Source organism: Leifsonia tongyongensis (assembly GCF_010686705.1).
Classification (GTDB): Bacteria; Actinomycetota; Actinomycetes; order Actinomycetales; family Microbacteriaceae; genus Diaminobutyricibacter; species Diaminobutyricibacter tongyongensis.
The window spans coordinates 351,690-376,434 of sequence record NZ_JAAGWY010000001.1 but is presented as its reverse complement, the minus strand read 5'-3'; the positions used below and the strand labels follow the sequence as shown (position 1 = coordinate 376,434).

Sequence of the window (24,745 nt, the reverse complement as noted above, 5' to 3'; positions counted from 1 at the left end):
GGCCTGCAAGGCGCCCCGAGCGCCGCCCTAGACTTGACGGGTGACCCTGACTTCCACGAGCATCCGCGTGCGGCGGGCGCGCACCAGTGACGTAGCCGCTATCCAGGCCCTCGTCGACCCGCTGGTCCAGCGAAGGATCCTGCTCGGCAAAGATGCGGTGGTGTTCTACGAGTCGGTGCAGGAGTTCCGGGTCGCCGAGACCGACGACGGCACGCTGGTCGGATGCGGTGCGCTGCATGTCATGTGGCGCGACCTCGCCGAGGTGCGCACCCTCGCGGTCGCCGACGAGTGGCTGCACGCCGGAATCGGGCATGCCCTGCTTTCGCGGCTCGAGGACGACGCTCGCGAACTCGGCCTCAGCCGCCTGTTCTGCCTCACCTTCGAGGTGGAGTTCTTCTCGAAGCACGGGTTCGTCGACATGGGCGACGAGACCGTCGACCCTGAGGTCTATGCCGAGCTGGTCCGGTCGCACGACGAGGGTGTCGCAGAGTTCCTCGACCTGGCCAGGGTCAAGCCGAACACCCTCGGCAACACGCGGATGCTCAAACACCTCTAGAAGCCCCGCGATCCCGCGTTTTGCCGCGGATTTCCGCGCTCACGCGGTTACCCTGATGCCATGTCGACGTTCAAGCATCCGGTCGGCCCCCAGCCGAGCAAGGTGTACTGGCGCCGCCGCCTGGTCGTCGGTCTCGCGGCGCTCGCCATCATCGTCGTCATCATCCTGATCGTCGTCCGCCCGGGTGCCTCGAACGGTGCCCCTACGACCCCGCCGCCCACCACGGCGTCGAGGCACGCGGCCGACCCGCAGAGCACGACCATCCCGACCGATCCGACGACGGCGACGGGTGCCGCCTGCAAGCCTGCGAACATCACCGTCGCGGCGATCACCGACAAGACCAGCTACGGCGCAGAAGAGATGCCGCAGCTGTCGGTCTCGATCACGAACACCGGGCCGAACGCCTGCAAACTCGACGCCGGCACCAAGGCCCAGGTATTCACCATCACGAGCGGCACCGAGGTGTACTGGAAGTCCACCGACTGCCAGACGGGCGCGATCGACGCGGAGGTCCTTCTTCAGCCGGGCAAGACCGTGAAGTCGCAGGCCCCGATCGGCTGGGACCGCACCCGCTCCGACCCGGCGACCTGCAGTGCGAAACGCTCACTCGTTCCCGCCGGCGGAGCGTCGTACCACCTGGCCACGTCGGTCGACGGGATCGCCTCCCAGGCCACCAAGCAGTTCATCCTGAACTGACGTACCGCCGGGCCCCCTCATCCTCGGGTCGCCAGCCAGGCGAGCAGGTAGGTGCGCGAGTCCGCGTCGTCGATCGCCGTAGCGGCGAGCGTTTTCGCCATGGCACGGGCCTTCGTGAGCTCCGAGCCCCCGGCCAGTGCGCTGTACATCGTGAGGTAGTCGCCGAACTGCACGTCGAAGCCGTGCGGTGTCGCCTCGGTGACGTTGCGCTTGATGCGGGCGGGGTCGCCAGCGAGATAGGTCGAAACCGGGCTCATCGGGATGAGCTGGATGCCGAGCATCGCGTTCGGGTCGGGGCTGAACCAGGTTGCGTAGTCGCGCTTGCCGCCCCAGTTGATGGACACGATCTCGTGCTGGAACCCCGTGAACGACGCGAGATCCCCGGCGACCCAGTCGGAGCGGGCGGATGCGATCTCACTGGACAGCATCCATCGCGCTTCGGTCTTCAGAGCAGCGTTCCCTGACGCATCCGCCCACAGCGCGAGGCCGTTCCAGGCGTTCACCGCCTCAGAACTGGACTCCTGGTTGTTGCCGTCTGCGAACGGCGAGAAACCGGATGCCCACGAGTGCCCGGTGTACGGGTCGAACGTGCGGCGCTGCGGGAAGAGCGTGCTCGGGCCGCTCGTGGCCAGGTCGGCGGCGAGGAGGTCGATCACGGGAGCGAGAACGCGCGTGCTCGACGGGTCGGCTTCGGCGAGCACGCCGGCCGCGTAGAGGAAATAGCCGTAGTGGAAGTGGTGGTCGTTGAACTGGTCGGAGCCGAACGACGCGGCGAGGCCGACGATCCCGTGCATGGCCGGGTCGTAGACGAAGCACTGCGCCGGCCTGGTCGCGCAGCCGTTGGGGTCGCTCCACGCGTGGAGTGCGGTGGCCAGCCGCGTCTTCAGAGCGGCTGCGACGTCTGCGACCCCGACTGCGCGCGCGATGGTGAGCAGGTTCGCGATCCGGTAGAGCGCCTTGCCGCCGAAGTAGGAGTCAGCGGGGAGAGGGGTCGTCGCAGCTGCGTCGCGTCGCAGCTGCGCGATGACGGCGGGGCGGTCGGATGCACTGAGCCGGCCGAGCGGGAGCGCGCCGTTCTCGGCGGCGAGCGGGACCGACCACGCCAGGCGTTGCCCGGAGCACAGCCGCATGGTGCCGTAGATGCTCTCATAGTGGCCCAGGTCGCAGGTGGTTCCCGCGGCGAGCGGCGACTGGGTGGGAAGGGCCGCGAAGACCGTGCTCCCGCCGCCGGCGCGGTAGTCCAGGGCGGTCGTCGCGGTGGCGGGCCCGGTCGAATAGCCGGTCGAGACGGACAGGAGTGGGCCGCTCACCGCCTGGGCGACCTTGTCGGGGGTCGATCCGGTCGGAACGGGGAAGAGGACGATGCTCTGGCCGCGCGCCAGCCGCATGCGGTTCCGGGACTCCGTGAAGGCGCCGGTCGGGGTGAGCGCGGCGTACTGCCGGCCGCCGATCGACGCGACGGCGAGAGAGCGGTCGGCCGTCAGGCCCGCGCCCGGTGCGAAGGCGGCCGACGACGCGAGCGTGACGGGGCTGTCGGCCGTGAAACCGACGAGGGGGGAACCCTCGGCGATGGTGGTGTGACCGATTCGCGCCCCGGATGCGGTGTGGAATTCGAGGGTCACGGACACGTCGTCGTAGGCCGTCACGGTGGCGCCGCCTGCGCCTGCATCCAGAGCGACCTGCGGCGCGTAGCCGCCTGCGATGACCGTTGGATTCGCCGTGACGCTGGGAAGGCCGAACGCGAACCCCGAGGCGGTGAGCGCGAACGACAGTGGGAGCGGAAAGACCGGTTGCGGCTTGGCGCCGAAGACGAGGCCCGAATACCAGCGGTTCGTGGGCGGGATCAGGCCCGAGGCGAGACGCGTCGCCGGTGGCGGGGAGACGCTTCGCTGGGGGAGCGCGCCCACGAGTGGCTTGACCTGGGCGTCGGGAAAGACGGCCGAGGCGCCGACCGTCGCCGCAGGTGGCTCCGTGTGGGCGGACTGGCACGCTGTCAGAGCGAGCAGTCCGACGATCGCCGCCAGCGCGCCGGCCTTGCGCCGGAATCGCATCACAGTCCGATCTTCCGGAGAAGCTCCGCGAACGCATCGCTCGGTCCGCTGAGGATGCCGTCGTCGCGCAGGTGAAGCGTTGCGACGACCGGGGTTCCGGGCGCGACGAGGCCGTTGTCGGAACCCTCGACGAGCTGGCTGCTCACGACGTGGATCGTCGACTGGGCCGACCCGTTCACCGTCTGCACCTCGATCGTTCCCACCGTCCCCTGGACGGTGCGCTGGTTCGGAAGCAGGATCTGCACGGACGCGCCGTCGCTGATGCGGGCGTAGTCCCTCGGCGTCAAGGTGAAATTCGCCTTCACGTAGAGCGAATCCGAACGGTCGATGTGAGCGAGAACGGCGCCGGCCTGGGCGAACGCTCCCTGCTCGACGTCGATCGATGCGATGCGGCCGGACACCGTCGCGACGAGGGTCGCCGTGCCGTCGCGCGAGACGGGGTAGGCGGCGGAGGTCGCCGATATGGTGCCGGCCGCCACATCCTGCTGCAGTCGGAGACTCTGCACGTCGAAGAGTTTCTGGCCCTTCTGCACCGTGTCGCCGTCCTGCACGTACTGCCGGGTGACGATGCCGCCGTAGTCGGTGCCGACCGGGTACGACTGCGCTCCGATCGTGGCGGAGGTACTGGTCGCCTGCTGCTGGCGCTGGTTGAACACCAGGGTGAAGGTCGCGACGAGGGCGACGACGACGATCAGTCCGAGCAGGAGTTTGAAGCGGTTCGCCCACGTCATGATGATGCCTCCGTTGCAAGTCGGGGGGCGCCGACAGAGGCCGGGACGCCTGGGTCGTACCCAGCGGGCCGGGCGATCACCGTGATCCGCTGCGTCTCCTGCACGACCGGCGCGATTGCGGGCGCGGTGCGTGGATGCGCAAGGCGGCGCGCCTCCCGCGCTGCCGTCAGCACGAACGCGCCCAGGATGAGCGTGTTCGTAACGTTCCAGGCCGTGGCGAGGGTGAGCACGCCGTTGTCGGCGTCGCGCCAGATGGCCACCACCGATGTCAGTGCCAGGAAGACGAAGAACAGCACCTGCGGAATGATGAAATTGAAGGGCGAACTCGCTCGGCCGGCGCCTGTCACGTGCCATTTCTGCTCCCTGCCGGTGAGCACGTTGAGAAGCGCGCGGCCGTAGATTGGGAACGAGACGGTCGCAAGCGTCAGGGTCTGCCAGCGGAACGACCCCTGCGTGTACCAGGCGAGCACGATCTGCATCACATAGAAGCCCGAGTAGTAGAGCAGCCAGGTGAACACCGTGATCGACAGGTTCATCGGCCGCAGGTCGAAGTAGATCTCGAGCGGCGGCACGAGGATGAGCAGCAGGGGGCAGATGCCGGTGAGATAGAACGACCCCGTGACCAGGTACTGCAGTCGCTGATCCATCGTCAGGCGTCGCCGCGGGTTCAGCGGATTGTGCGTGAACAGGATCTCGAACCCTCCGGATGCCCAGCGCAGCTGCTGCTTGCTGTAGGCCTCCACCGTCTCGGGCGCGTCGCCGACCGCGAGAACGGTCGGGATGTAGACGGACTGCCAGCCCCGCTCGTGCAACATGAGCGACGTCCAGACATCCTCCGACTTCGAGTCGGAATACATGCCGCCGATCTCGTCGATGGCGCTCCGGCGGAAGATCACGTTCGTCCCGACGCAGAACGCCGCATTGAAGCGATTGCGCCCGGGCTGGATGAACCGGTAGAACACCGACTGCATGTATGCGGCACCGATCGCGATCGTGGTGTGCAGGTTGCCGTACGTCTGCGGTGTCTGCACGAACGCGACGAGGGGGTTGGTGAAGAACGGCACCGTCTCGAAGAGGAACTCGCGGTTCGGCACGAAGTCGGCGTCGAAGATGGCGAAGAACTCGCCCTTGGCGATCGACAAGGCGTGGTTCACGTTGCCGGCCTTCGCCCCGTTGCCGCTGAGACGCCGGACATACCAGGCCCCTTCCTCGGCGGCGAGTCGCCTGATCTCGTCGGATCTGCCGTCGTCGAGCAACCACGTGCGATGCTCGCCACGGAGCGCGACCGCCGCTGCGACCGTGCGACGGACCTTGTCGGGGTCTTCGCCGTAGACAGTGATGAAGACGTCGACCAGGATGCGGCGGCCGTCGAGCTTCATCGGTACCTGCTCCGGCCGGGGCGGTGGCGTTCCAGGCGTGGTGGTGGACGTCGCGCGGGATGCGGCCTGCAGGAGCATCGCCTGGGCGCGGTGGAACGCGAAATCCCGGGGGTCTCGGCCGCCGGAGAGGATGGTCCACATCGAGAACAGCGCCTGGACGATGAGGATGACCTCGGCGACGATCACCATGAGGTACGGGAGCAGGTCCCCGCGGTTGGCCGGGTTCAGCAGGAAGCCCGCGTAGAGCAGGATTCCCAGGGTGGCGATGAGGACGAGCAGCACCATGACAGGGGAGTTGGCGGTGTTCGTCTCGCGATCGGAGTGGCGTGTTCGAGCCATGACGGGTCCTCCAGCGGCGTTCGGGTGGTCGGGAGTGCCGGTTGGGTGGGCGGGTCGACGACGCTGGCGGAAGCGAGGATGGCTGGTTCGCTTCTGGCGAGGGATGCTCCGAGCTGGGCATCCGCGGAACCGAGGGTTCTTCATTAATGCTGCGTCAGTGAGGGGCGCGCCGTGTGGCGAGCGCGTTACCGGTGGGTTAAATCGGAGTGAGTGCGCGCTGGCCGCGGTCGGTGTGTTCTCGGTGCGGGTTGCCTGGCTTGATTCGGTTGCTGGGCCTCGCCGCGCGCGGTACTTCCGCTGGCGACTTCGCCGCACGTGGTAACTCCGCTAGGGGGCCTCGCCGCACGTGGTACTTCCGGCTGGGGGCCTCGCCGCACGTGGTACTTCCGGCTGGGGGCCTCGCCGCACCATGTATTTCCGCTGGGGGCCCCGTCGCACTTGTTAGTCCCGAGCGCCCTAGTACGTACGAGTGCGCTCGGAACGAAATAGTGCGCTGGGGGAGGACTAGGTGCGCCGGGCGTCGCGCTCAGAACGCGGCGTCGAGTTCGCGGTCGCGCTGGCTCACGCCCGTGCGGAAGGCCCTCCGCAGCGCCTGCATGATCGTCTGGGTCTCGTCGTCGAGGCGAAGGGTGAACCCCAGCCTCTTGGCCTCGGCGTTGCGCTGTTTGCTGTGGGAGACCGGCCGGATCTCGCCCGCCAGGCTGATCTCGCCGAATGCCGCGAGAGTGTGAGCCACGGGATGGTCATTGACCGCCGAGGCGACGGCGATCGCGATCGCGAGGTCGGCAGCAGGCTCGGTGAGCCGCACGCCTCCGACCGTGGAGATGTAGACATCCTGGTCGCTCAGGCGGATGCCCGCCCTCCGTTCGAGGATGGCGAGCAGCATTGCGACCCGCGAGGAGTCGACGCCATTGGTGACCCGGCGCGGGTTGGGTGCGCTGGAGCGCACGACGAGTGCCTGGATCTCGACGGGCAGCGGTCGGCGGCCCTCCATCGCAACCGTGACGCACGTACCGGAGACGGGTGTGCCCGCCCGGCTGAGGAAAAGCCCGCTCGGGTCGCTCACTTCGGCGATGCCGTCTGCCGTCATCTCGAAGCAGCCGACCTCGTCGGTCGGCCCGAACCTGTTCTTGAGTGCGCGGACGAAGCGGAGGCTCGTCTGGCGGTCGCCTTCGAACTGGCACACGACATCCACCAGGTGCTCGAGCAGGCGGGGGCCGGCGATCGAGCCGTCCTTCGTCACATGGCCGACGAGGAGCACCGGCAGGTTGCGGTCTTTCGCGACACGGATGAGCGTGGCTGCGACTTCACGCACCTGGCTCGGGCCGCCGGCGAGCCCTTCACCGTTCGCGCTCGAGACGGTCTGGACGGAGTCGACGATGACCAGTTGGGGATCGACGGCATCGATCTGGCTGACGATCGTCGCGAGATCGGTCTCGGAGGCGAGGAAGAGGTTCTGGTGGAGGGCGTTCGTGCGTTCGGCGCGAAGTCGGACCTGGTTGACGGACTCTTCTGCACTGACGTACAGCACTCGCGATTGCTTGACTGCTGCCTTCGATGCGACCTCGAGGAGCAGGGTCGACTTGCCCACACCGGGCTCGCCGCTCAGGAGCACCGCCGCGCCCGGCACGATGCCCCCGCCGAGCACCCGGTCGAACTCAGCGATGCCCGTCGGCCAGTGGCTGACGATGCTGGTCGGGATGGCCATGATCGAGCGTGCGGCCTTCGCTTCGGTGATCGTGACCGGCTTCAGCGCCCGGAGAATCCCCGTCTCTGCGGCGGCCTCGATGACCGTGCCCCACTCCTGGCATTCGCTGCAGCGGCCGGCCCATTTCGCCGTCGTCCACCCGCATTCGGTGCAGCGGTAGTTGAGTTGAGCTTTCGCCACGCAGGCCTCCTCGGTCGTTCCCCACTGTATGCGCGGCCACTGTCATCGGAGCGGCGCGACGCCGCACCTGTGCATAGTCGTCGCCATCGGACCCGCATTGTGGATAACCCTTCCGCTGTCACCGGTCAGGCGGACAATGAACGGCATGGCCAATATCAGTTTCACGCTGGCGTCAGGACGCAAGGTCGGAGTGTCGACCCTCGGCGACGCCGATGCCGAACGAGTCGTCGTCTTCTGCCATTCAGCGCCGGGTTCGTCGATCTTCGATCCCGATCCGCTCGTCACGAACACCCGCAATGTGCACATCCTCGCGCTCGATCGGCCGGGCTACGGCTCGTCCGATCCGCTTCCGGCGGGAGAGTGGCCGAGCATTCGGCGGTACGCCGACGACATCGCCGAGTATCTGCGCTTCCTCCGGCGCGACGAAGGGAGCATCGGCGTGCGGCCGGGCCCCGTCGGGGTTGCAGGCTGGTCGGCCGGCGGTCGGGTCGCCCTCGCCCTCGCGGCACGGCATCCCGAGCTCGTCGATCGCGTGGCGATCGTCGCGACCCCGGCACCGAACGAGCAGGTGCCGTGGATTCCGCCCGAGCTCGCATCCATGTCCGAGGAGCTGGGCAAGCGCCCTCCCGATGTTGCGATCTCCCAGCTCGGGGAGCAGCTCGACGGGCAGCTCGGCGACGTGCTGAACGCACGCGCGGACGCCCCGGTGCCGCTCGACGCGGTGGGTGCATCCGAGACCGACAGCGCTGTGCTCGAGCTTCCCGGCGCACGCGACCGGCTGGAGCGGATGATGCGGGATGCGCTGGCCCAGGGCACGCGCGGTCTCGCGGCCGACATCCTGAGCTACACCGCTCGCCCATGGGGTTTCGACGTCGCTGCGGTGAAGGCCAAGACCCTGATCGTGAACGGGCAGGCGGATGCGATCGCCGGCAACGCGCACGCCACCTGGTATCAGCGCTCCCTGCCCGACGCCCGTGTCGAGATGATCCCCAAACGCGGGCACCTGGTGATCATTCCGGCGTGGGATCGCGTGCTGTCGCACGTCGGGCCGGGCACCAGGCTCAGGAGGTAGGCGCGCTCGGCTCCTCGACGGGGGTTTCGGCGGCGTCGGGGAACTTCTCGAGCATCCGCGCAGTGACCGTCGGTAGGAACGCCGAAGCCCACACGCGATAGCCGTGGTCGTTCGGGTGGAACAGGTCGTTCGCGAATTGCGTGAGTATGCCCTTCACGCCCTGCCGCTTCATGGTGTCGTGCAGCGGGACGACGGTGAGCTCGCGTTCTGCCGCAGCCTCGCGAAGGATACGGTTCGCGACCGCGACCTTTCGCTCGTTGTGAGGGAGGTAGAAGCACGGTAGGTCTGCCACGATGGCGTCGGGCGGGAGCGCGTCGAGCACTTCGCGGAGGCCGACCTCGAATGCATCGGGTTCGAAATCCGCGATGTCATTGGCCCCGATCGACACGGTCACCAGGTCGGGCGTGAAGGTGCGGAACCGGGGCAGCTGCTCAGCTGCCGCTGTGGCGACGGTCGCCCCCGAGACGCTCAGGTTGACAACACGGACGGTGCGGCCGGTCACCTTGCGCACATGGTCGGCGATCAGTCCGACGTAGCTGTTGCGTGGCAGGCTGGCGCCGATACCCTGCGCCGCGCTGTCGCCGAGCGCGACATAGAGCAGTTCGCCTTCGGTCTTCGCATGGTCGCGCCACCATTTGGAGTGGACAGGCAAGGTCTCGCTAACGAGTTCCCGATTGCGATCGAGGCGTTCGTTCGCCTGTCGCAGCCCGAGCCAGCCGAGGATACCGAGGGTCGCAGTCGTCGCTCCAGCACCGATCATCGCCCAGGTCGTTTTCGTCCCCACCCGAAAACTTTACCCCCGACTTCCTGAGGGCGCGCCGTCTGCCTCAGAGGCTCTGTGGCTGCCTGAATTGGCGCGACGGACCCCTGTTCGCGTACAGTAGTCGGCGGTACCGTGTCCGAGCGGCCGAAGGTGCAACTCTCGAAAAGTTGTGTGGGTGAAAGCCCACCGTGGGTTCAAATCCCACCGGTACCGCCATGTGCAAGCCCCCGCGATCCCTGTGTTTACAGGGGATGCGGGGGTTTTCACTTTCGTCATTTTGACGATTTGCCCACGAGTTGCCCACGCTAGAAATCAGCGGCAGCTACCTATACTGCGATACTCGGTCCAGGCCTGCGCATTCGGGTCCCAGCGAGCGGAGTCGGTGACCCTGCCGGAGTAGACCGGGTCGAGGAACGCGACAATGTCGGCCAACTGGTCGTCGAGGTCCGCTTCAGTTCGGTCCTGTAGCCCTTCCCTGCGCCGCCAGGCGTCCCATTTTGCCTGCATCCCTGCAGCAGTCCCGTACCCGTCGACGTAGTCGGCGAGGGGTTCCAAAGTGAAACCGCGATGTTTGGCGACAGCAGTTGCGGCCGCGCGAAGATCACCCGCTGTGAACTCCTGGGTGAGCTGGAATCCACGGATATCTACGTAATCACGCCACCGGGTGCTCGTAGTGCCGCGCTGCAAGATCGTCACGGACTTTTCGGCGATGACTGTGGGGATCGGGTGTCCGAGCATTGCGAGGCTGCCGCCGAGCAGCCGCGGAAACTCGACCGTTTCCGGATTCGGCCAAATCGGGTCGCCGGTGCTGACATCGAGTTGGATCGTCACCGATGTGTGGTAGGCCCGTGTATTCGGCGTCGTCGCGGATCTGAACCACTCGGGTGGCGTCAGCGTCGATCGCGAGTCCATCTTCGTCGTCGATTGCGGAAACCGCGGCGACGACTGCACGCAAGTGTTCTTCGTCCAGTTGAATGTCCATCGCCTGCAGGTCGGCGTCGCGGGTTGGCCGGCGTAGCCGATATGCGGCCAGCAACAGGCCCCCTTTGAGAACGAAGTCACCCGCGTACTCGGTTCGGCCGAGACGGTCGAGGAACCGTTCGAGTGCGTAGAGAATATGCATCTCATGGGAGTTGCGTCTTTGCTCGCGTGCGAGGTTGGTCAGTTGGGCGCTGACGCTTGCTGCGCCGGTCATGTCAAGAACTCCAAGGCGGTGCGGAGCGGAGCTTCGGATCGGGGGATTTGGCGGGCGATATTGATGAGCTTTGCCGGACGTGATCCGCGTAGTCGGAGCCAGTTGCGGAGCGCTTCTGTCGCGATTTCGTAGCCGACATAGCCACGGAGGCGAAACGCGTCGATGATGGATCGCTCGGGGCTGTAGATGCCGATGGTCAGGTCGCTGCCGTCTATAGGCTCCTCGTGGCGTTCGAGGGTGAAAGTCGGTTTGTCAAAAGAGTGCCAGTGGACGGCCGCGGTTGTTTTCGGGTGGCGAGTGTTGCGGGGAAGGGCGATGTCGAGCTTGTCGGGAATCGCGTCGATCAAGTCGTAGCGTGAAAGCGCGCTGGTGAGGCAGATCGTGGCGAGCGGGGCTCGGGTGGTGATCTCAACAAGATTGAGGTCACTGTTCGGTGCGTCGGTGCGCCGGTAGCGTCCGCGGCTAAGCCGTTCGATCTGATTCTGTTCGAGGAGTTTCTGCAAGTCTCTGACCTGCAGACCAGCGTTGCGAGCGTCGGTGAACGTAAACGTGTCCTTCGTGATCGCGTCGAGCTTCGTCTTCATCGGGGTCTCCTTCCTGCATTGTTCCGCATACACATAATCATAACTGTATGCGATTTGATGTGCGAGTGGTCTTACGGGCCAGGCATTGAACTGCACACAGATAGTCACTTCTGTATGCGATTTGATGCGAGCGGTTAGAGTCGTGAACCTGGGCCAGAATGCGTCAGGCGCATATAGCCCGCTCGACGCCAGCCCTTTTGGAACCCAGTCATGCGCTGGTCAGCTCGTCGACATCGATGAGTACGCCACGCTCGCGCAGCGGCCCAGGCACGTTCCTGATGTCGACTGGGATCTCTGCGGCCGCGGGGTCCGGGGCCGTCAGGTCGTCGGCGACCTGCACGAGCACGCGGTATGCCCGGCTGATGTTGTTCTGACTCACCGCCTCGGCGAGAGTGATCGCCGCTTCTGCGATGGACGTTCGGCCGTCGCTCTTCACCGGGATGAGGCGCACTCCTCACGGTGGATGAGAGCGATAGCCTGCCCGACTTTGCTCAATAGTTTGAGGGCGTCGGCGCGGCTGCACCAGCGTGTCTCCAGGGCAGCGACCGCGTCGGCGGGGCGCGTTCCGCGGCTTGGATTTCTTTGCGCCCATTTACTCGGTTACGTTCCGCTTCCGACTCTCAGCTAGCCCATCGACGAGTATCTCTAGAGGTTCGCTGTACTCGGATCAGGACAATCTCGCGACAAACCCCCGGGTCGGACGCTCGGCCAGCGCGTTCTGCGGCCCGATGTTCCTGAACTTCTGCGAACCGGGGCCGTCTCATTCTCGCGACTGAGACGAGCTGCCCTGGATGCTCGCGCTCAGCGCTGATCGGCGACCGAGCACCCATCCCAGAACCGCCGCACCAAGCAGGAGGCCGAAGAGAACGCATCCTGCACCGGCTGCGCGCTCGGGGGTGAGCGGATACATCCCGGAGAACTCGAACGACGCCGCGTTGGCTTCCGGCGCGTACCCGACCCATCCGAATGAGACCGGCACGAACAGCAGCACCGCCGCGCCAATGACTATCAAGAGCGCGGCCGTCGTCAGCAGCACCCACAGCCACACGATTCGTCCCTGCATGCGATCAGAGTACTGGGCGCGATCAGAGTACTGGGCGACACGACTCGGATTCACGTTGAGGCTGCTGTCCATCTGCCGCGGATCCATTCATCCGATCGTCGCCCCGGGTTCACCGGGACGTCGCCTCGCGACCCTAGCCTCTGGCCTGGCAGCGGCGTCACTCAGACCCCGCCCTTCAGGAGGACTGGTATGCGCTCTCGAACTCGTAAGATCTCGCTGATCGCCGCTGGCATCGTAGCGGCGTCGCTGCTCGGCGCGGCGGCTGCTGTCGCGGCACCCGGCATCGGCAACGGCTGGCCGTACAACACCGCCGCCAAGGGCGACGACGCCAAGACCTATACGCTCGCCGCTGTCGGCGACATCGCCTGCGAACCGGATGACAGCGCCAACACCGCCAATCCGGCTGCCCTCAAGTGCGGCAGCCCGAGCCTCGGCGGCTATGCAGCAGAGTTCGCGACCGCAAAGCAGGCCGACGCGATGAAGCCGGACGCCGTCGCTCTCCTGGGCGACGAGCAGTATCAGGTCGGCAAGCTGAGCGACTTCGAGGGCTCCTTCGAGCAGGCCTGGGGTGGTCTCAAGTTCCTCGAACGGCCCGCCCCCGGCAACCACGAGTACTACTCCTACACGAAGAAGGGCGACAACGAGGCCGGCCAGAACGGCAACGGCTACTTCGCCTACTTCAACGGCCACGACCAGGCCGGCACGCCGAACACCTCCGGCCAGGCCGGGAACGACACGAGCGCCAACCAGGGCTGGTACTCGTACGACCTCGGCAACTGGCACATCATCTCCCTCAACGCCGAGTGCAATTCCGCCGCTTTCGCCAACGACTGCTCGACCTCCGACAGCGGGCTGCTCGCGCAGGAGACTGAGTGGCTTGCGAGCGACCTGCAGAACAACCACCAGCAGTGCACGATCGCCTACTGGCACCAGCCGACCTTCAGCGCGACGACGGCCTCCACGGCGACCGTGGCAGCATCCGCGCCCGGCGCCGGCGGCCAGGAAGGCCAGGTGACCGATGACTGGTGGAAGCTCCTCTACGCGAACCACGCGACGCTCATCCTCAACGGTCACGAGCATGCGTACGCGCGGTTCAAGCCGATGGACCCGGCCGGCCAGTATGACCCCAAGTCCGGCATCCCGGAAATCATCATCGGAACCGGCGGTGAAGCCCTCGACGCCCTCGCGACGAACGCCGACGGAAGCTACGCGAACCCGAATGTCGTCACCGCCTACAACCAGGGCTACGGCACGATGAAGCTCACGCTCAAGCAGCACAGCTACGCGTTCTCGTACGCTCCGGCACTGCAGGGCGCCGGCCTCAGCGCGTCGGCGCTCGACTACTCCGACTCCGGATCGGGGGCCTGCAAAGGCTGAGCGGCGACCCTGTCGAAGCGGCCCTGCCCCGACGTGGGGCGGGGCCGCTATCGGTTGAAGTGGAGGTTGACGCCGTTGGCGATTTCGGATGCGGCCTGCACCATCACGGCCTCGTCCCAGGCGTCGTCGGGACCCGTAGCAGCACGCAACGACTCCAGGATCACCTCGCTCGGCTGCCCCTTCATGCTTCGCGCGACCTCATCCAGTGCACTGTTCCAGTCGTTCATCGCAATCCCCCCCGGGTTGTTGCACCAGCGCCCACACATCGTGCGTACGCGTCACGTTTTGACTCGCTGGTCCGACTAATCTGCGCGGAACGTGAAGGAAAGTCAAGACTGTTCGGTCTATCGGCGGGGGGTCACGTGAAGGGGCTGGTTCACGACATGACGGACACGTTCGAGCTCGGCAGCGTCTCGTAAATGCGGGCCCATTCCGCTTCGTACCGAACGGGATCGACGTCGCCGGCCCGGCGCCGTGCATCCAGTGACGCGAAAGCGGCAGCCGTCTCTCGCAGGAGCGACGCGTTACCGTCCACCTCGAGCTCACCGCGGATGTACATGCGTACGACCGAAAGCGATCGGATGCGACTCCGAAGCGGGCGCGTCAGCCGTGGTGCCCCAGAGTTTGGCGCCTTCCGTGAGTTCGCGTACGAATTCAACCACGAGAAAAGGATGCGCTCGGGCGAACGGGGCGGATGCGATCCTTGCGAACTCCATACGGGCGCGGGGCAAACACTAACGGCTCGCTGGCGCTGCTGCACCTTCGATGGGGGGCCGCGGTACGGAGCCGGTCGCCCATACGATTGGTCTTCGTGGCAAACCATGAGACAGCGGTCCGCGCCGAGCACATTCCCGATGTCTCGCCAGCGCTCCGAACGAACTCCAGTGCACGCCGTCGAGTGACGGCCGACTGGTTCGCCATCGCAGCGCTCGCTCTGGCGGTCCTGGCCATCGTCAGTGGCTTCGTGACGTTTATCTCGGTCACCACCGAAGGCGTTTTCGACCCGTTCCAGTATGGGCTGGTCGTCCTCCCACTCCTGAGCATCATCGCCGGTACCGTCGCGCTGCTCATGCGCACGCGGTTCAGAGCGTTGGCCGGCGTCGCGATCGGGATGGGAATCGTGGTCTTCTTGATTCCAGCTGGCTTCATCGTCATGGCGCTGATCGCGAGCACGCAAGGGCAGGGCTAGTGACGCGCACGAATGAAGACGCACTGCTACTGCGACGAACGAAGCCGTGGCAGAGGCGATCCGTTCAGGTATGGCTTGCCGTGGTGGTGCTCGTCGGTGCCATCTGGGGCAACGCGTGGAGCGGGGACGCGCTCTGGGCGCCGATCTGCAACCTCAGCGGTGACACGGACGACAGTTGCCCCGTGTCGTGCCCGTATCCCGCGACCATCACCGGAGCCGACCCTGCGCAGGCGGGAGTGATCCGCTGCTACCTGCAGGCGCTTTCGGATGAGAGTCCGAGTGAGATGAAGAAGGCTATCCCGTCCCCCGATTGGACCGGAGACCCGACGGTGGCGCCGGAGGCATTCCGTCATGCGGCCGACGCGCGAGGCGGAGTCGCAAGCGTCACCGTGAAGCAGAGCGACGTCGACAGCGCGTTTGCACTCGCCACGATCCACTTTGCCGACGGCAAATCCGACCAGGAACCCCTTGCGATCATCAACCCGACCGCGTGGGATGGATGGCGGATGGAGGGTGTCAACGGCGGCTAGGGGTGAGGCGCAGCGTTCCCCCGAACCATCTAGCATGGAAACGCATGCACGGTGATACGTCCTCAATGAAGCGGAGTACTTGGTGACAATCGATCTGACCACCTATGGATTGAGCGACGAACACGTCGAACTCGCGAACATGGTGCGCGAGTTCGCCGAGGAGGTGGTCGCACCGGTCGCCTATGAGGCCGACCGGACGAAGACGCTTCCGCTCGACGTCGTCGCGCAAATGGGCGATCTCGGCCTGTTCGGGCTTCCCTTCGACGAGCAGTACGGCGGTCAGGGCGGCGACTATCTCGCTCTCGGTCTGGCCATCGAGGCGCTCGGCCGCGTCGATCAGTCGATCGCCATCACGCTCGAAGCCGGAGTCAGCCTCGGCGCGATGCCGATCTACCGGTTCGGCTCGGAGGAGCAGAAGCAGGAATATCTGCCCTCGCTGCTGTCCGGCAAGGCACTCGGCGGTTTCGGTCTCACGGAGCCCGAAGCCGGTTCCGATGCGGGTGCGACCCGCACCACAGCCGTCCTCGACGGGGACGAATGGGTCATCAACGGGTCGAAGCAGTTCATCACGAACTCGGGCACCGCGATCACGCGTTTCGTCACCATCACTGCCGTGACCGGTCAGCGGGACGACCGCAAAGAGATCTCGACGATCATCGTGCCCAGCGGCACACCGGGTTTCACGGTCGAGCCTGCGTACGACAAGGTGGGCTGGCATGCGTCGGATACGCATCCCCTGACGTTCGCGGACGCGCGAGTGCCCGCATCCAACCTGCTCGGCGAGCGAGGCCGAGGCTTCGCCGCGTTCCTGCACATCCTCGACGAGGGGCGCATCGCGATCGCGGCGCTGTCGACCGGGGCCGCCGAAGGATGCCTCGAAGCCGCCGTCGACTACGCCAGGAAGCGGAACGTCTTCGGTGAGCCCCTGGCAAGCAGGCAGGGCATCCAGTTCCTTCTGGCACGGATGCAGGCCAGGGTGCACTCGGCCCGGCTCGCGTGGCTGCACGCTGCACGACTTCGGGATGCGGGCCAGCCGTTCAAGACCGAGGCGGCGATCGCGAAGCTGGCCGCCAGCGACGCAGCGATGGACAATGCGAGGGATGCCACGCAGATCTTCGGCGGAAACGGATTCATGAACGAGTACCCGGTCGCGCGCCACTTCCGGGATTCGAAGATCCTCGAGATCGGGGAGGGCACCAGCGAAGTCCAGCTTCTCGTGATCGCGCGAGCCTTGGGCGTCGCATGAGCGCCGGCTGGACGAGAGTCCCGTCTTCGCACGGAGCACACCAGTGAGAATCGTCGTCCTGGTCAAGGAGGTCCCCGACACCTACGGTGACCGCAGGCTGGATCTGCAGACGGGCCTGGCCGACCGCGAGGCATCGGAGCGGGTGCTGGACGAGATCGGCGAGCGCGCGCTCGAGGTCGCGTTGTCGCACGTCGACGCGCATCCGGAGACCGAGGTCGTCGTCGTATCGATGGCGTCCGAAGCGGCATCCGCCACGCTCCGCAAAGCCCTTTCAATGGGCGCCGCGAGCGTTCTGCAGGTGGCCGACGAGCAACTGGCCGGTGCGGATCTCGGTGTGACCGCACGCGTTCTCGCCGCAGCCGCGCGGCGGGTCGGCTTCGATCTCGTCATCACCGGCAACATGTCGACCGACGGAGATGGGGGCGTGCTGCCTGCGATGCTCGGCGAGCACCTGGGAGTCCCGGCCGTGACGAGTCTGTCGACGGTCGTCCTCACGGACGACGCGGTATCCGGAACGCGGACGACAGATCACGGTTCCGCTACGGTCTCAGCGCAGCTGCCGGCGGTGATCTCGATCACCGAGGCGCTGCCGGACGCCCGATTCCCCAACTTCAAGGGCATCATGGCGGCCAAGAAGAAGCCGTTCGAAACGGTGACGCTCGCCGATCTCGATGTCGGCATCGATCCGGCGACGGTTCCGCAGTCCATCATGACGGCGGTGGAGGCGAGGCCTCCTCGCGGGGCCGGGGTCAAGATCGAGGACGACGGGAACGCCGGCGAGCGGCTGGCCGCGTTCCTCATCGAGAACCGTCTGGTGGAGGGGTGACCATGGTGGAATTCGCTCCGGATGCTGTCCTGGTGGTGCTGGAGACCACTCCGGCGGGAGAGCTGGCCTCGTCGAGCGCCGGCCTGTTGGGCGCAGCCTCCACGATCGGCACGCCGGTCGCACTGTTGGTCGCGGATGAGTCGAGGCACGACGCTCTTGCGGCTGCTGCCGGGAAGTTCGGTGCGGCGTCGGTGCTCGTGGGGCATGCAGGGGAGGCGAACGAATTGACCGTGCCGGCCGTCGACGCGGTCGCCGCGGCTTTCGAACTCGTGCGACCCGCGGCTGTCCTGCTCTCTCATTCGGCCGACGGACGCGACATCGCGGGAGGCTTCGCGGCGAGGCGCTCGCTCCCGTTGGCGGTGGACGCCGTCGGCGTAGGCAGCGACGAAGAAGGCGTGGTCGCGCACCACTCGGTCTATGGCGGCGCGTACAACGTCACCTCGGCGTCCACTTTCGGGCCGCTCGTCATCACGGTTCGACAGGGCGTTATCGAAGAGCGCGCCCAGGAAGTCGCCGAACCTGACGTGTCGCGCCTGTCGGTCACGCCCTCGGGAACGCGCGCGGCGACGATCGAGTCCTTCGAGGCGGCGTCAGGCTCCTCGACCCGGCCGGAGCTCCGCGGCGCGGCGAAGATCGTGGCGGGTGGCCGCGGTCTGGGCTCTGCGGAGAAGTTCGCGCTGGTGGAGCAGCTGGCCGACGTGCTGGGGGCCGCGGTGGGCGCGTCGCGAGCGGCGGTGGACGCGGGCTATGTCCCGTACGCGTACCAGGTGGGGCAGACGGGCGTGCAGGTGTCGCCGCAGCTGTATGTGGCCCTCGGGATTTCGGGGGCTATTCAGCACAGGGCAGGGATGCAGACGGCGAAGACGATCGTTGCCGTGAACAAGGATGCCGATGCGCCGATCTTCGCGATCGCGGATTTCGGCGTGGTGGGCGACGTGTTCACGGTGGTTCCCCAGCTGATCGCAGCGCTTAAGGCTAAGAAGGGCTAGCGGGTGGCGACCGACTCGCGCGCCGTGCGCCGCGGGCTTCCCCGGGTGGCGGGCGGTGTCCCGTGGCCGCCCGCCGAGACGGCCGTCGCCGAGCAGGCCACCGTCGAGACTACTGTCGCCGAGACGGCTGTCGTCGAGGCGGCCACCGCCGAGCCGGTCACCGCCGAGCCGACCACCGCCGAGCCGGCTGTCGTCGAGACGGCTGTCGCTCCGCCCGCGATACGCCGGGGCCTGCCGCGTACGACGGCCCCGCAGTCTCAGCCACCCGTCGAGGAGGCTGTTTCTGCGCCTGCGATACGCCGGGGCCTGCCCCGTACGACGGTCCCCGAACCTCCGCCTACCGCCGACGCGGCCGTGGTCACTCCAGCGGCATCAGCGGCGGAACCGGCGGCCGAGCCCGCTGCCCTGCCCGCGCATCCGGTCGTGCCGTCGGCCGAGCCGAAACGGTACGGCCCTTTCACGAGGCTGCAGTGGGTGGGAGCGAGCGCCGTAGGTGTCGTGGGGCTTGCACTCGTGGTCGCGATCGTTGTCGCACTGGCCCGGTTCGTGGCGTCGCTGCCGTCCGTTCAGGATTTCATGGCGACCTACCCGGGAGCGAACCCCCTCCCTGCTGACGCGCCCGTCGGTCTTCCGGCCTGGCTGGGCTGGCAGCACTTCCTCAACACGTTCTTCATGGTGCTCATCATCCGCTCGGGCCTGCAGGTGAGGCGCGAGAAGCGGCCGAGCGTCTTCTGGTCGCGTCGCAACTCACGGCGCCGGATCAGCCTGACGCTGTGGTCCCACCAGGCACTGGACATCCTCTGGATCGCCAACGGGGTCGTGTTCGTGATCCTGCTGTTCGCGACGGGGCAGTGGATGCGCGTCGTGCCGACCTCATGGGCGGTCTTCCCCAATGCGCTGTCGGCCGCACTGCAGTACCTCACCCTGGACTGGCCGACCGAGAACGGATGGGTGAACTACAACGCCCTTCAGCAGCTCACGTACTTCGCGGTGGTATTCCTGGCCGCGCCGCTTGCGATCATCACCGGAGTGAGGATGAGCGGCGTGTGGCCGAAACGAGCCGCGACGCTCAACCGGCTCTACCCCGTGGAGTGGGCGCGCAGCGTGCATTTCCCTGTGATGATCTTCTTCGTGGTGTTCATCGTCGTGCACGTGACGCTTGTGCTCGCCACCGGAGCGCTCCGCAACCTGAACCATATGTACGCCGCCCTCGGGTCGACGGACCCTGCCGCGTACGCCGACAACCCCGTCGGCTTCTGGATCTTCGTCGCCTCACTGGCTGTCATCGGCGCCGGCTGGGTCGCCGCCCGTCCCCTGGTCCTCGCGCCCATCGCGAGGCTGTTCGGAAAGGTCAGCGGATAACCATGAACCGTAACGAGTCGACGATTATGGATCCGAACGATCTCGCTTTCGTCCTGTACGACTGGTTGCGGGTGGACGAGCTGACAACGCTCCCGCGCTTTGCCGAGCACAGCCGCGCGACCTTCGACGACGTCCTCGATCTCACGCGCAGGATCGCGGAGGAGTACTTCCAGCCGCACAGCCGAGCCTCGGATCTCGAGGAGCCGCGCCTCGTCGACGGATCGGTCCGGATCGTCGAAGGGGTCAAGACCGCGCTCGACGCCTTCGCCGAGGCCGGGCTGATCGGTGCGCCGCTGGACGAGGAGGCCGGCGGCTTCCAGCTGCCACAGGTGGTGTACCGCGCCGCATCCATGTGGCTGCAGGCGGCGAACATCGGGACGTCCGCGTACCCCTTGCTGACGACAGCGGCAGCCAACCTCATCCGTGCCTACGCGGCTCCCGAACTGGTCGAGCGCTACCTTCCGCCGATGACGGACGGGCGGTGGTTCGGCACCATGAACCTGTCGGAGCCCGGAGTCGGCTCGTCGCTCGGCGACCTCGACACCGTGGCGAAGCGCCAAGAGGATGGAACCTATCGTCTCCGCGGCGAGAAGATGTGGATCTCGGGCGGAGACCACGAGCTCAGCGAGAACATCGTCCATCTCGTGCTCGCCCGCACCGGCGGGGCGGGAACGCGGGGTCTTTCGCTTCTGATCGTGCCGAAATGGCTGGGCGAGCCGGGAGCGCTGACGCAGCGCAACGACATCGCGCTCGTGGGACTGAATCACAAGATGGGGTTCCGCGGGACGGTCAACACAGCGCTGTCCTACGGGTCGGGCGCCTACCCGGTGGGAGACGGCGCGGGCGCCGTCGGCTACCTCATCGGGGAGGAAGGCCACGGTCTGGCCTACATGTTCCACATGATGAACGAGGCTCGGCTCGCGGTCGGTGCGTCGGCCGCGGCGCTGGCCGAAACCGGGTTCCTGCACGCTCGTGAGTACGCGCGAAGCCGGGTGCAGGGTCGCGATCTCGCCGCGAAGGATCCGACGCTTCCGCCGGTCCCGATCATCCGGCATCCGGATGTACGGCGGATGCTGCTGGAGGCGAAGGCCTACGCCGAAGGCTCGGTCGCGCTCGTGCTGTACACGACGCGGCTCCTCGATCTGGTGCAGGCCAGCGAGGACGGCTCGGCGCGCGCAAACGCCGAACTCCTGGTGGATGTGCTCACCCCCATAGCCAAGAGCTGGCCGTCGCAGTGGGGCGTGAAGGCCGACGACCTGGCCATCCAGATTCACGGGGGAAGCGGATACGTGCGCGATTTCCCGGTCGAGCAGTTCTATCGCGACAACCGGCTGAATGACATCCACGAGGGAACCCACGGCATCCACGCGCTCGATCTGCTTGGGCGTAAGGTGCGGCTCGCCGACGGCGCCGGGTTCGCGCTTCTGGTGGGAGCCATGACGGATACGGTTCGTCGGGCGGATGCACTGGGGAGCGACCTCGCGCCCCTGCTCGCCGTTCGCGTCGAACGGCTCGTGGACATCACCCGTGCCTTGTGGGCCGACGGCGACGCCGTGAGCGCGCTCGTCAACGCCAGCGAGTACCTCGACGCGGCCGGCGACCTGGTCGTCGCGTGGCTCCTGCTCGACCAGGTGCTCGCCGTTGAGGGCAGGACCGATGCGTTCGCGGAGGCCAAGCGACTCACGACCCGGTTCTTCTTCCTCCACGTGCTGCCGCGGGCTGACGCGCAACTGGATCTGCTCGCCTCGGGCGACAGGATATTGGCCGACCTCGACGAGTCGCTCATCTAGAACGAACCGGGCCCGACGGAATGTTCCGCCGGGCCCGGTTCGTTCACGCGATCTGCGATCGACGTGGGCTGTGATCAGCCGGCGTCGTTGTGGTTGTTCGAGCCCGCCGGGATGCCGGGGACGTCGTCAGGTCCGTAGATCTTCGCGTCGCCCGGGTAGGGGGTCGTCCAGTGCTGGGTCTGGTACCACGTCCACCGGTTCATCAGCTCCGGGTTGTCGTAGTCGGGCACAGCATCGTGGTGCGCGGTTCCGGTGAAGTGCTGCTTCTCCGCCCACTTCTGCCACTGAGCGGCGACCGTCTTCTCTGCCGCTGGCACAGCAGCTGCCTTCGCCGCGGCCGCGTTGACGGCTTGTGCAGCCGCACCGGTCGCGCCGAGAGTGTCGTAGCCGCACGCGGGCGCAGTCACCACACCTTCGGTCAGGGGCACCTGGTTGAGCACCGTGTTGTACGGCGTCAGGTCGGCCTTGTTGGTGAAGGCGTCGGTCATCGGCGTGGCCGCGGCGAGCTTCTGGTTCAGAGGCTGTGCTCCGAGGATCTGCTCGATGGTGCGGACCATGTTGATCTGCGAATAGAAGGTGCTGACCGTCTTGCCGTGTACCGCGTACGGGCTGATCACCTGGACCGGGGCGCGGTGGCCGTCGACGTGGTCGGCGCCGTCCTGGGTGTCGTCCTCGGCGATGAAGATCGCCGAATCCTTCCAGTACCGGGAGTGCGAGATCTCGTCGACGATCTTGCCGACCGCGAGGTCGTTGTCGGCGACCTGTGCTTCAGGATCGGCCGTGCCGCCGGTGTGGTCGCTCGACAGCCAGACCATGTTGAAGTTGGCCGGTCCGTTCTTCTCGAAGTCCTGTTTCCAGGTCTCGTACCGATAGATGTCCGGTACAGCGAGGTCGAACGGCGCTGCGTTCGGGTCCGTGATGGCGTTGAGCGACGGGATGGCGGAGCTGGCGTGCAGCTGGAGCGACGGGGTGAACAACTGGGCCGGGTCGCCGCCCGCCATGACGCCCTTCGCGGTGCAGTAGTACTGCTGCCAGGTCGCACCGGCCGGCTTGCCCTCGCCGTACTGGAACTCGCCGTAGTTCTTCGCCGTCTTGCCGGCAGACTGGATCGCCGTCCAGAGGAAGCCGGAACGCTGGTGACCCAGCACGTCCTCCTCGGTGTCGTACGAGCGGGTGTACTCGCCGGCGCTCGTCTCCGTGTACGCCGGGTTGTCGCCCTGCATGAGCCAGTTGTGGCCTTCCGCCGAGTTGGTCCCGATGTCGTAGGTGTTGTCGTACAGTCCGAACTGGCTCGCCAGGGCATGCTGGTTCGGGGTGACCTTCTGGCCGAACTGCGCAAGCGACGGGTCGCCGTTGCCCTGCTTCATGTCGCCGTAGAGCTGGTCGTAGCTGCGGTTCTCCTTGACGAGGAGGAACACGTGCTTGATCGCCGACGGGTCCCCGATGCGCTTCGGGAGTGCGACGACGGACTGGTCCTCGCCCTGTGCCTGCTTGACCGAGGCCTTGTCCCACCCGTTCTGGACGAAGACCGCCGCGGTGTCCTTCTGGATCTGCTTGTCGCTCGGAAGCGTGAACCGGGTGAGCGAAGCGGTGGTCGCGTGGGTGCCGTGACCTGTTGCCGCGGTGGTGCCCTGCCCCTTGTTGAAGGTCAGAGCGGGCCCGCGCGCGTCGATACCGCGGGTGTTCGTGACCACGATCTGGCCGTTCACTGCGGTGACGTTCTCGGGGAAGTAGTCCGTCGGCAGGAGGCCGATGTAGCTGGCCGGGTCGCGCGGATCCTTCCTGTCGACCTTGTACACCGCGATGGCGTTGGCGCGGCCGAGGGAGACCAGCAGGTGATCGCCTTGCATCGTGATCGCAGTCGGCTGGTATCCGGTCGTCGACGAAGCCCACGGCTGCGTCGCGAACGTCTGCACGACCTTTCCGGTCTTCGTGTCGATGACCGAAACGGTGTCGCTGTTCGTGTTGGCGACGTACAGGGTGGTGCCGTCGACGTACATCGCCGTCGGGTGCAGCTGGACCGGGATCGTCGAGACCGGCGTCGCCGGACTGGCCGTATCGATGACGCTGACCGTGCCCGTCGTGGACGTGCCCAGGGTGGTGTTGGCCGGCACCTGCGTGCCGTACGAACCCATGGTCGTGTCTCCGGCGACGGCCTGACGGCCGCCCTCGTTCGAGACGTAGAGCGTGTTGCCGACGAACTTCAGCTGGCGCGGAGCGATGCCCACGGCCACCGTCTGCTTGATCGTGCCCGCCGCCGGGTCGATCGCCGCAACCGTGTTCTGGCCGTTGACAGCCGCGTACAGAGTCGATCCGTCGGGGGAGAAGGTCATGCCGGCGGTAAGCGCCTGGAGGCCGCCCGTGGTCGGGATGCTGATCTTGGTGCCGGCGCCGAGCGAGCCGTCCGCATTGAACGGGTACCGAACGATCCCGGTCGCGACCGGCACGAAGAGGAACTTCCCGTCGGGTGAGAACACCGGGCCCTCCTGGCCGACCGTGCCGTCGGAGATCTTGAGATAGGCCATGTTCCCGTATCCGGCGTTCGTGGCCGCGGTCGCGAACGAGGTGGCCGCGAGGGTGCCCGCCGCCGCGACCGGCTTGTACGTGTTGAGGTCGAACACCTGCAGGTCGACCGAGCGGTCGGTGCTGGTGCCGACGAGGTAGCGCCCGTCGGGGCTCACGACCGAACCCATGAGCTTGCCGAACGGGGTCATCACACGGTCGCCGATGGGCTGGATCGTCTGGTTGGATGAGATCTGTTCCCCGCCGGCGTACTGTCCACCGACCTGCTGGTTGCTTGCTGCGATGGTCGACGCGGTGGCGATGCCGCCACCCAGCAGGGCGAGGGCGCAGCCCCCGGCTGTGATCGCGAGGACGCGGTGCCCCTTGACCAGCGCGCTGATCCGGTCCAGGCCGGAGGGCTTGGGCCGAGGTGATTTGTTGTGCATGAAGAGACCTTTCAGGACTTCGTGTTGCTGAGAACGCGAACCCGCGACGACGCCGCGGGTGCTCTGACCGGTGTTGCTGCCTCGAGAGGAGGCCCACGTAGAACCCTGTCGGTACCCCTATGAGGGGGTCAACCAAACAGTCGATGAATGGCGGGTGACATCGCCGTGGAC

The 24,745-nt window shown here is 66.7% G+C and carries 23 protein-coding genes, 1 tRNA gene and 1 pseudogene; 12 read left to right on the top strand and 13 right to left on the bottom strand.

Features of this window, described 5'->3' with window-relative positions; all coding sequences use genetic code 11:
- Window positions 1-40: 40 nt before the first annotated feature.
- Both G3T36_RS01920 and G3T36_RS01915 read left to right on the top strand, forming a co-directional pair.
- The gene (locus G3T36_RS01920; protein ID WP_163287724.1) at window positions 41-556 is read left to right on the top strand and encodes an amino-acid N-acetyltransferase; all 516 of its coding nucleotides are present in this window, start codon (window positions 41-43) and stop codon (window positions 554-556) included.
- A 60-nt stretch (window positions 557-616) separates the two neighbouring features.
- Window positions 617-1,252, top strand: coding sequence for a hypothetical protein (locus G3T36_RS01915; protein ID WP_163287723.1), 636 nt, complete (start codon window positions 617-619; stop codon window positions 1,250-1,252).
- A 17-nt stretch (window positions 1,253-1,269) separates the two neighbouring features.
- Here the strand turns inward: G3T36_RS01915 and G3T36_RS01910 are convergent, their stop codons facing one another.
- The 4 genes from G3T36_RS01910 to radA all read right to left on the bottom strand — a co-directional run bounded on the left by G3T36_RS01910 (window position 1,270) and on the right by radA (window position 7,640).
- Entirely contained in the window at window positions 1,270-3,303 is a 2,034-nt protein-coding gene (locus G3T36_RS01910) for a glycosyl hydrolase (RefSeq protein ID WP_240148298.1), read from the bottom strand.
- The gene (locus G3T36_RS01905; protein WP_163287719.1) at window positions 3,303-4,034 is read right to left on the bottom strand and encodes an HlyD family secretion protein; all 732 of its coding nucleotides are present in this window, start codon (window positions 4,032-4,034) and stop codon (window positions 3,303-3,305) included. The genes G3T36_RS01910 and G3T36_RS01905 overlap by 1 nt, the downstream gene beginning before the upstream one ends.
- The gene (locus G3T36_RS01900) at window positions 4,031-5,752 is read right to left on the bottom strand and encodes a glycosyltransferase family 2 protein (RefSeq protein ID WP_163287718.1); all 1,722 of its coding nucleotides are present in this window, start codon (window positions 5,750-5,752) and stop codon (window positions 4,031-4,033) included. The genes G3T36_RS01905 and G3T36_RS01900 overlap by 4 nt, the downstream gene beginning before the upstream one ends.
- Before the next feature lie 526 nt (window positions 5,753-6,278).
- Window positions 6,279-7,640 carry a DNA repair protein RadA gene (gene radA / locus G3T36_RS01895; RefSeq protein WP_163287716.1) on the bottom strand — a complete coding sequence of 454 codons (1,362 nt, stop codon included), beginning with the start codon at window positions 7,638-7,640 and terminating at the stop codon, window positions 6,279-6,281.
- A 145-nt stretch (window positions 7,641-7,785) separates the two neighbouring features.
- Between radA and G3T36_RS01890 the strand changes: the two genes are divergently transcribed.
- Complete coding sequence (locus tag G3T36_RS01890; protein WP_163287715.1) at window positions 7,786-8,712, top strand: alpha/beta fold hydrolase; 927 nt, start codon at window positions 7,786-7,788, stop codon at window positions 8,710-8,712.
- On the opposite strand, the gene G3T36_RS01885 is transcribed toward G3T36_RS01890, so the two are convergent.
- Window positions 8,702-9,496 carry an SGNH/GDSL hydrolase family protein gene (locus G3T36_RS01885; RefSeq protein WP_338031425.1) on the bottom strand — a complete coding sequence of 265 codons (795 nt, stop codon included), beginning with the start codon at window positions 9,494-9,496 and terminating at the stop codon, window positions 8,702-8,704. The two genes, G3T36_RS01890 and G3T36_RS01885, sit on opposite strands and share 11 nt — an antisense overlap.
- A gap of 105 nt (window positions 9,497-9,601) precedes the next feature.
- Here G3T36_RS01885 and G3T36_RS01880 point away from each other — a divergent pair.
- A tRNA-Ser gene (locus tag G3T36_RS01880) sits at window positions 9,602-9,691 on the top strand.
- Between the two features lie 96 nt (window positions 9,692-9,787).
- Here the strand turns inward: G3T36_RS01880 and G3T36_RS19650 are convergent.
- The 5 genes and pseudogenes from G3T36_RS19650 to G3T36_RS01855 all read right to left on the bottom strand — a co-directional run bounded on the left by G3T36_RS19650 (window position 9,788) and on the right by G3T36_RS01855 (window position 12,317).
- The gene (locus tag G3T36_RS19650; RefSeq protein WP_163287714.1) at window positions 9,788-10,387 is read right to left on the bottom strand and encodes a nucleotidyl transferase AbiEii/AbiGii toxin family protein; all 600 of its coding nucleotides are present in this window, start codon (window positions 10,385-10,387) and stop codon (window positions 9,788-9,790) included.
- Window positions 10,338-10,598, bottom strand: a pseudogene (locus tag G3T36_RS20295) (nucleotidyl transferase AbiEii/AbiGii toxin family protein); the annotation flags it as partial. The gene G3T36_RS19650 and the pseudogene G3T36_RS20295, both read right to left, overlap by 50 nt.
- A 68-nt stretch (window positions 10,599-10,666) precedes the next feature.
- Window positions 10,667-11,254, bottom strand: coding sequence for a type IV toxin-antitoxin system AbiEi family antitoxin domain-containing protein (locus G3T36_RS01865; RefSeq protein WP_163287712.1), 588 nt, complete (start codon window positions 11,252-11,254; stop codon window positions 10,667-10,669).
- Between the two features lie 208 nt (window positions 11,255-11,462).
- The gene (locus G3T36_RS01860; protein ID WP_163287711.1) at window positions 11,463-11,705 is read right to left on the bottom strand and encodes a hypothetical protein; all 243 of its coding nucleotides are present in this window, start codon (window positions 11,703-11,705) and stop codon (window positions 11,463-11,465) included.
- Between the two features lie 309 nt (window positions 11,706-12,014).
- Window positions 12,015-12,317 (bottom strand): hypothetical protein, encoded by a 303-nt coding sequence (locus G3T36_RS01855; RefSeq protein WP_163287710.1) that lies wholly within the window; start codon window positions 12,315-12,317, stop codon window positions 12,015-12,017.
- Window positions 12,318-12,506: 189 nt separating this feature from the next.
- On the opposite strand from G3T36_RS01855, the gene G3T36_RS01850 reads away from it, so the two are divergent.
- Window positions 12,507-13,694: a metallophosphoesterase family protein gene (locus G3T36_RS01850; RefSeq protein ID WP_163287709.1), complete on the top strand. Its 1,188-nt coding sequence runs from the start codon at window positions 12,507-12,509 to the stop codon at window positions 13,692-13,694.
- 47 nt (window positions 13,695-13,741) lie between these two features.
- On the opposite strand, the gene G3T36_RS01845 is transcribed toward G3T36_RS01850, so the two are convergent.
- Together G3T36_RS01845 and G3T36_RS20205 are read right to left on the bottom strand one after the other, a co-directional pair.
- Window positions 13,742-13,921 (bottom strand): hypothetical protein, encoded by a 180-nt coding sequence (locus G3T36_RS01845; RefSeq protein WP_163287708.1) that lies wholly within the window; start codon window positions 13,919-13,921, stop codon window positions 13,742-13,744.
- Between the two features lie 149 nt (window positions 13,922-14,070).
- The gene (locus tag G3T36_RS20205; protein WP_420811027.1) at window positions 14,071-14,517 is read right to left on the bottom strand and encodes a DUF6611 family protein; all 447 of its coding nucleotides are present in this window, start codon (window positions 14,515-14,517) and stop codon (window positions 14,071-14,073) included.
- Here G3T36_RS20205 and G3T36_RS01835 point away from each other — a divergent pair.
- From G3T36_RS01835 to G3T36_RS01805, 7 genes are all read left to right on the top strand, one after another.
- Window positions 14,506-14,883 carry a glycosyltransferase 87 family protein gene (locus G3T36_RS01835; RefSeq protein ID WP_163287706.1) on the top strand — a complete coding sequence of 126 codons (378 nt, stop codon included), beginning with the start codon at window positions 14,506-14,508 and terminating at the stop codon, window positions 14,881-14,883. The two genes, G3T36_RS20205 and G3T36_RS01835, sit on opposite strands and share 12 nt — an antisense overlap.
- A complete protein-coding gene (locus tag G3T36_RS01830) occupies window positions 14,883-15,413 on the top strand; it encodes a hypothetical protein (RefSeq protein WP_163287705.1) in 531 nt (176 codons plus the stop codon). The genes G3T36_RS01835 and G3T36_RS01830 overlap by 1 nt, the downstream gene beginning before the upstream one ends.
- A 94-nt stretch (window positions 15,414-15,507) precedes the next feature.
- Window positions 15,508-16,659: an acyl-CoA dehydrogenase family protein gene (locus G3T36_RS01825; protein WP_163289019.1), complete on the top strand. Its 1,152-nt coding sequence runs from the start codon at window positions 15,508-15,510 to the stop codon at window positions 16,657-16,659.
- 43 nt (window positions 16,660-16,702) lie between these two features.
- Window positions 16,703-17,485 (top strand): electron transfer flavoprotein subunit beta/FixA family protein, encoded by a 783-nt coding sequence (locus tag G3T36_RS01820; RefSeq protein ID WP_163287704.1) that lies wholly within the window; start codon window positions 16,703-16,705, stop codon window positions 17,483-17,485.
- A gap of 2 nt (window positions 17,486-17,487) precedes the next feature.
- Window positions 17,488-18,474: an electron transfer flavoprotein subunit alpha/FixB family protein gene (locus G3T36_RS01815; RefSeq protein WP_163287703.1), complete on the top strand. Its 987-nt coding sequence runs from the start codon at window positions 17,488-17,490 to the stop codon at window positions 18,472-18,474.
- Window positions 18,475-18,477: 3 nt separating this feature from the next.
- Window positions 18,478-19,836, top strand: a complete 1,359-nt coding sequence (locus G3T36_RS01810) for a cytochrome b/b6 domain-containing protein (protein WP_163287702.1) — start codon at window positions 18,478-18,480, stop codon at window positions 19,834-19,836.
- A 2-nt stretch (window positions 19,837-19,838) separates the two neighbouring features.
- The gene (locus G3T36_RS01805; protein ID WP_163287701.1) at window positions 19,839-21,626 is read left to right on the top strand and encodes an acyl-CoA dehydrogenase; all 1,788 of its coding nucleotides are present in this window, start codon (window positions 19,839-19,841) and stop codon (window positions 21,624-21,626) included.
- Window positions 21,627-21,700: 74 nt separating this feature from the next.
- Here the strand turns inward: G3T36_RS01805 and G3T36_RS01800 are convergent, their stop codons facing one another.
- On the bottom strand, window positions 21,701-24,574 hold the full coding sequence (locus tag G3T36_RS01800; protein WP_163287700.1) for an alkaline phosphatase family protein: 2,874 nt from the start codon (window positions 24,572-24,574) through the stop codon (window positions 21,701-21,703).
- Window positions 24,575-24,745 lie beyond the last annotated feature (171 nt).

Excerpts from the sequence above, each read along its gene's own strand:
- G3T36_RS01915 (WP_163287723.1), top strand. The coding sequence starts at position 617 with ATGTCGACGTTCAAGCATCCGGTCGGCCCCCAGCCGAGCAAGGTGTAC.
- G3T36_RS01910 (WP_240148298.1), bottom strand. The coding sequence starts at position 3,303 with ATGCGATTCCGGCGCAAGGCCGGCGCGCTGGCGGCGATCGTCGGACTG.
- G3T36_RS01905 (WP_163287719.1), bottom strand. The coding sequence starts at position 4,034 with ATGACGTGGGCGAACCGCTTCAAACTCCTGCTCGGACTGATCGTCGTC.
- G3T36_RS01900 (WP_163287718.1), bottom strand. The coding sequence starts at position 5,752 with ATGGCTCGAACACGCCACTCCGATCGCGAGACGAACACCGCCAACTCC.
- G3T36_RS01890 (WP_163287715.1), top strand. The coding sequence starts at position 7,786 with ATGGCCAATATCAGTTTCACGCTGGCGTCAGGACGCAAGGTCGGAGTG.
- G3T36_RS19650 (WP_163287714.1), bottom strand. The coding sequence starts at position 10,387 with ATGGACTCGCGATCGACGCTGACGCCACCCGAGTGGTTCAGATCCGCG.
- G3T36_RS01865 (WP_163287712.1), bottom strand. The coding sequence starts at position 11,254 with ATGAAGACGAAGCTCGACGCGATCACGAAGGACACGTTTACGTTCACC.
- G3T36_RS01855 (WP_163287710.1), bottom strand. The coding sequence starts at position 12,317 with ATGCAGGGACGAATCGTGTGGCTGTGGGTGCTGCTGACGACGGCCGCG.
- G3T36_RS01850 (WP_163287709.1), top strand. The coding sequence starts at position 12,507 with ATGCGCTCTCGAACTCGTAAGATCTCGCTGATCGCCGCTGGCATCGTA.
- G3T36_RS01845 (WP_163287708.1), bottom strand. The coding sequence starts at position 13,921 with ATGAACGACTGGAACAGTGCACTGGATGAGGTCGCGCGAAGCATGAAG.
- G3T36_RS20205 (WP_420811027.1), bottom strand. The coding sequence starts at position 14,517 with ATGGTTTGCCACGAAGACCAATCGTATGGGCGACCGGCTCCGTACCGC.
- G3T36_RS01815 (WP_163287703.1), top strand. The coding sequence starts at position 17,488 with ATGGTGGAATTCGCTCCGGATGCTGTCCTGGTGGTGCTGGAGACCACT.
- G3T36_RS01805 (WP_163287701.1), top strand. The coding sequence starts at position 19,839 with ATGAACCGTAACGAGTCGACGATTATGGATCCGAACGATCTCGCTTTC.
- G3T36_RS01800 (WP_163287700.1), bottom strand. The coding sequence starts at position 24,574 with ATGCACAACAAATCACCTCGGCCCAAGCCCTCCGGCCTGGACCGGATC.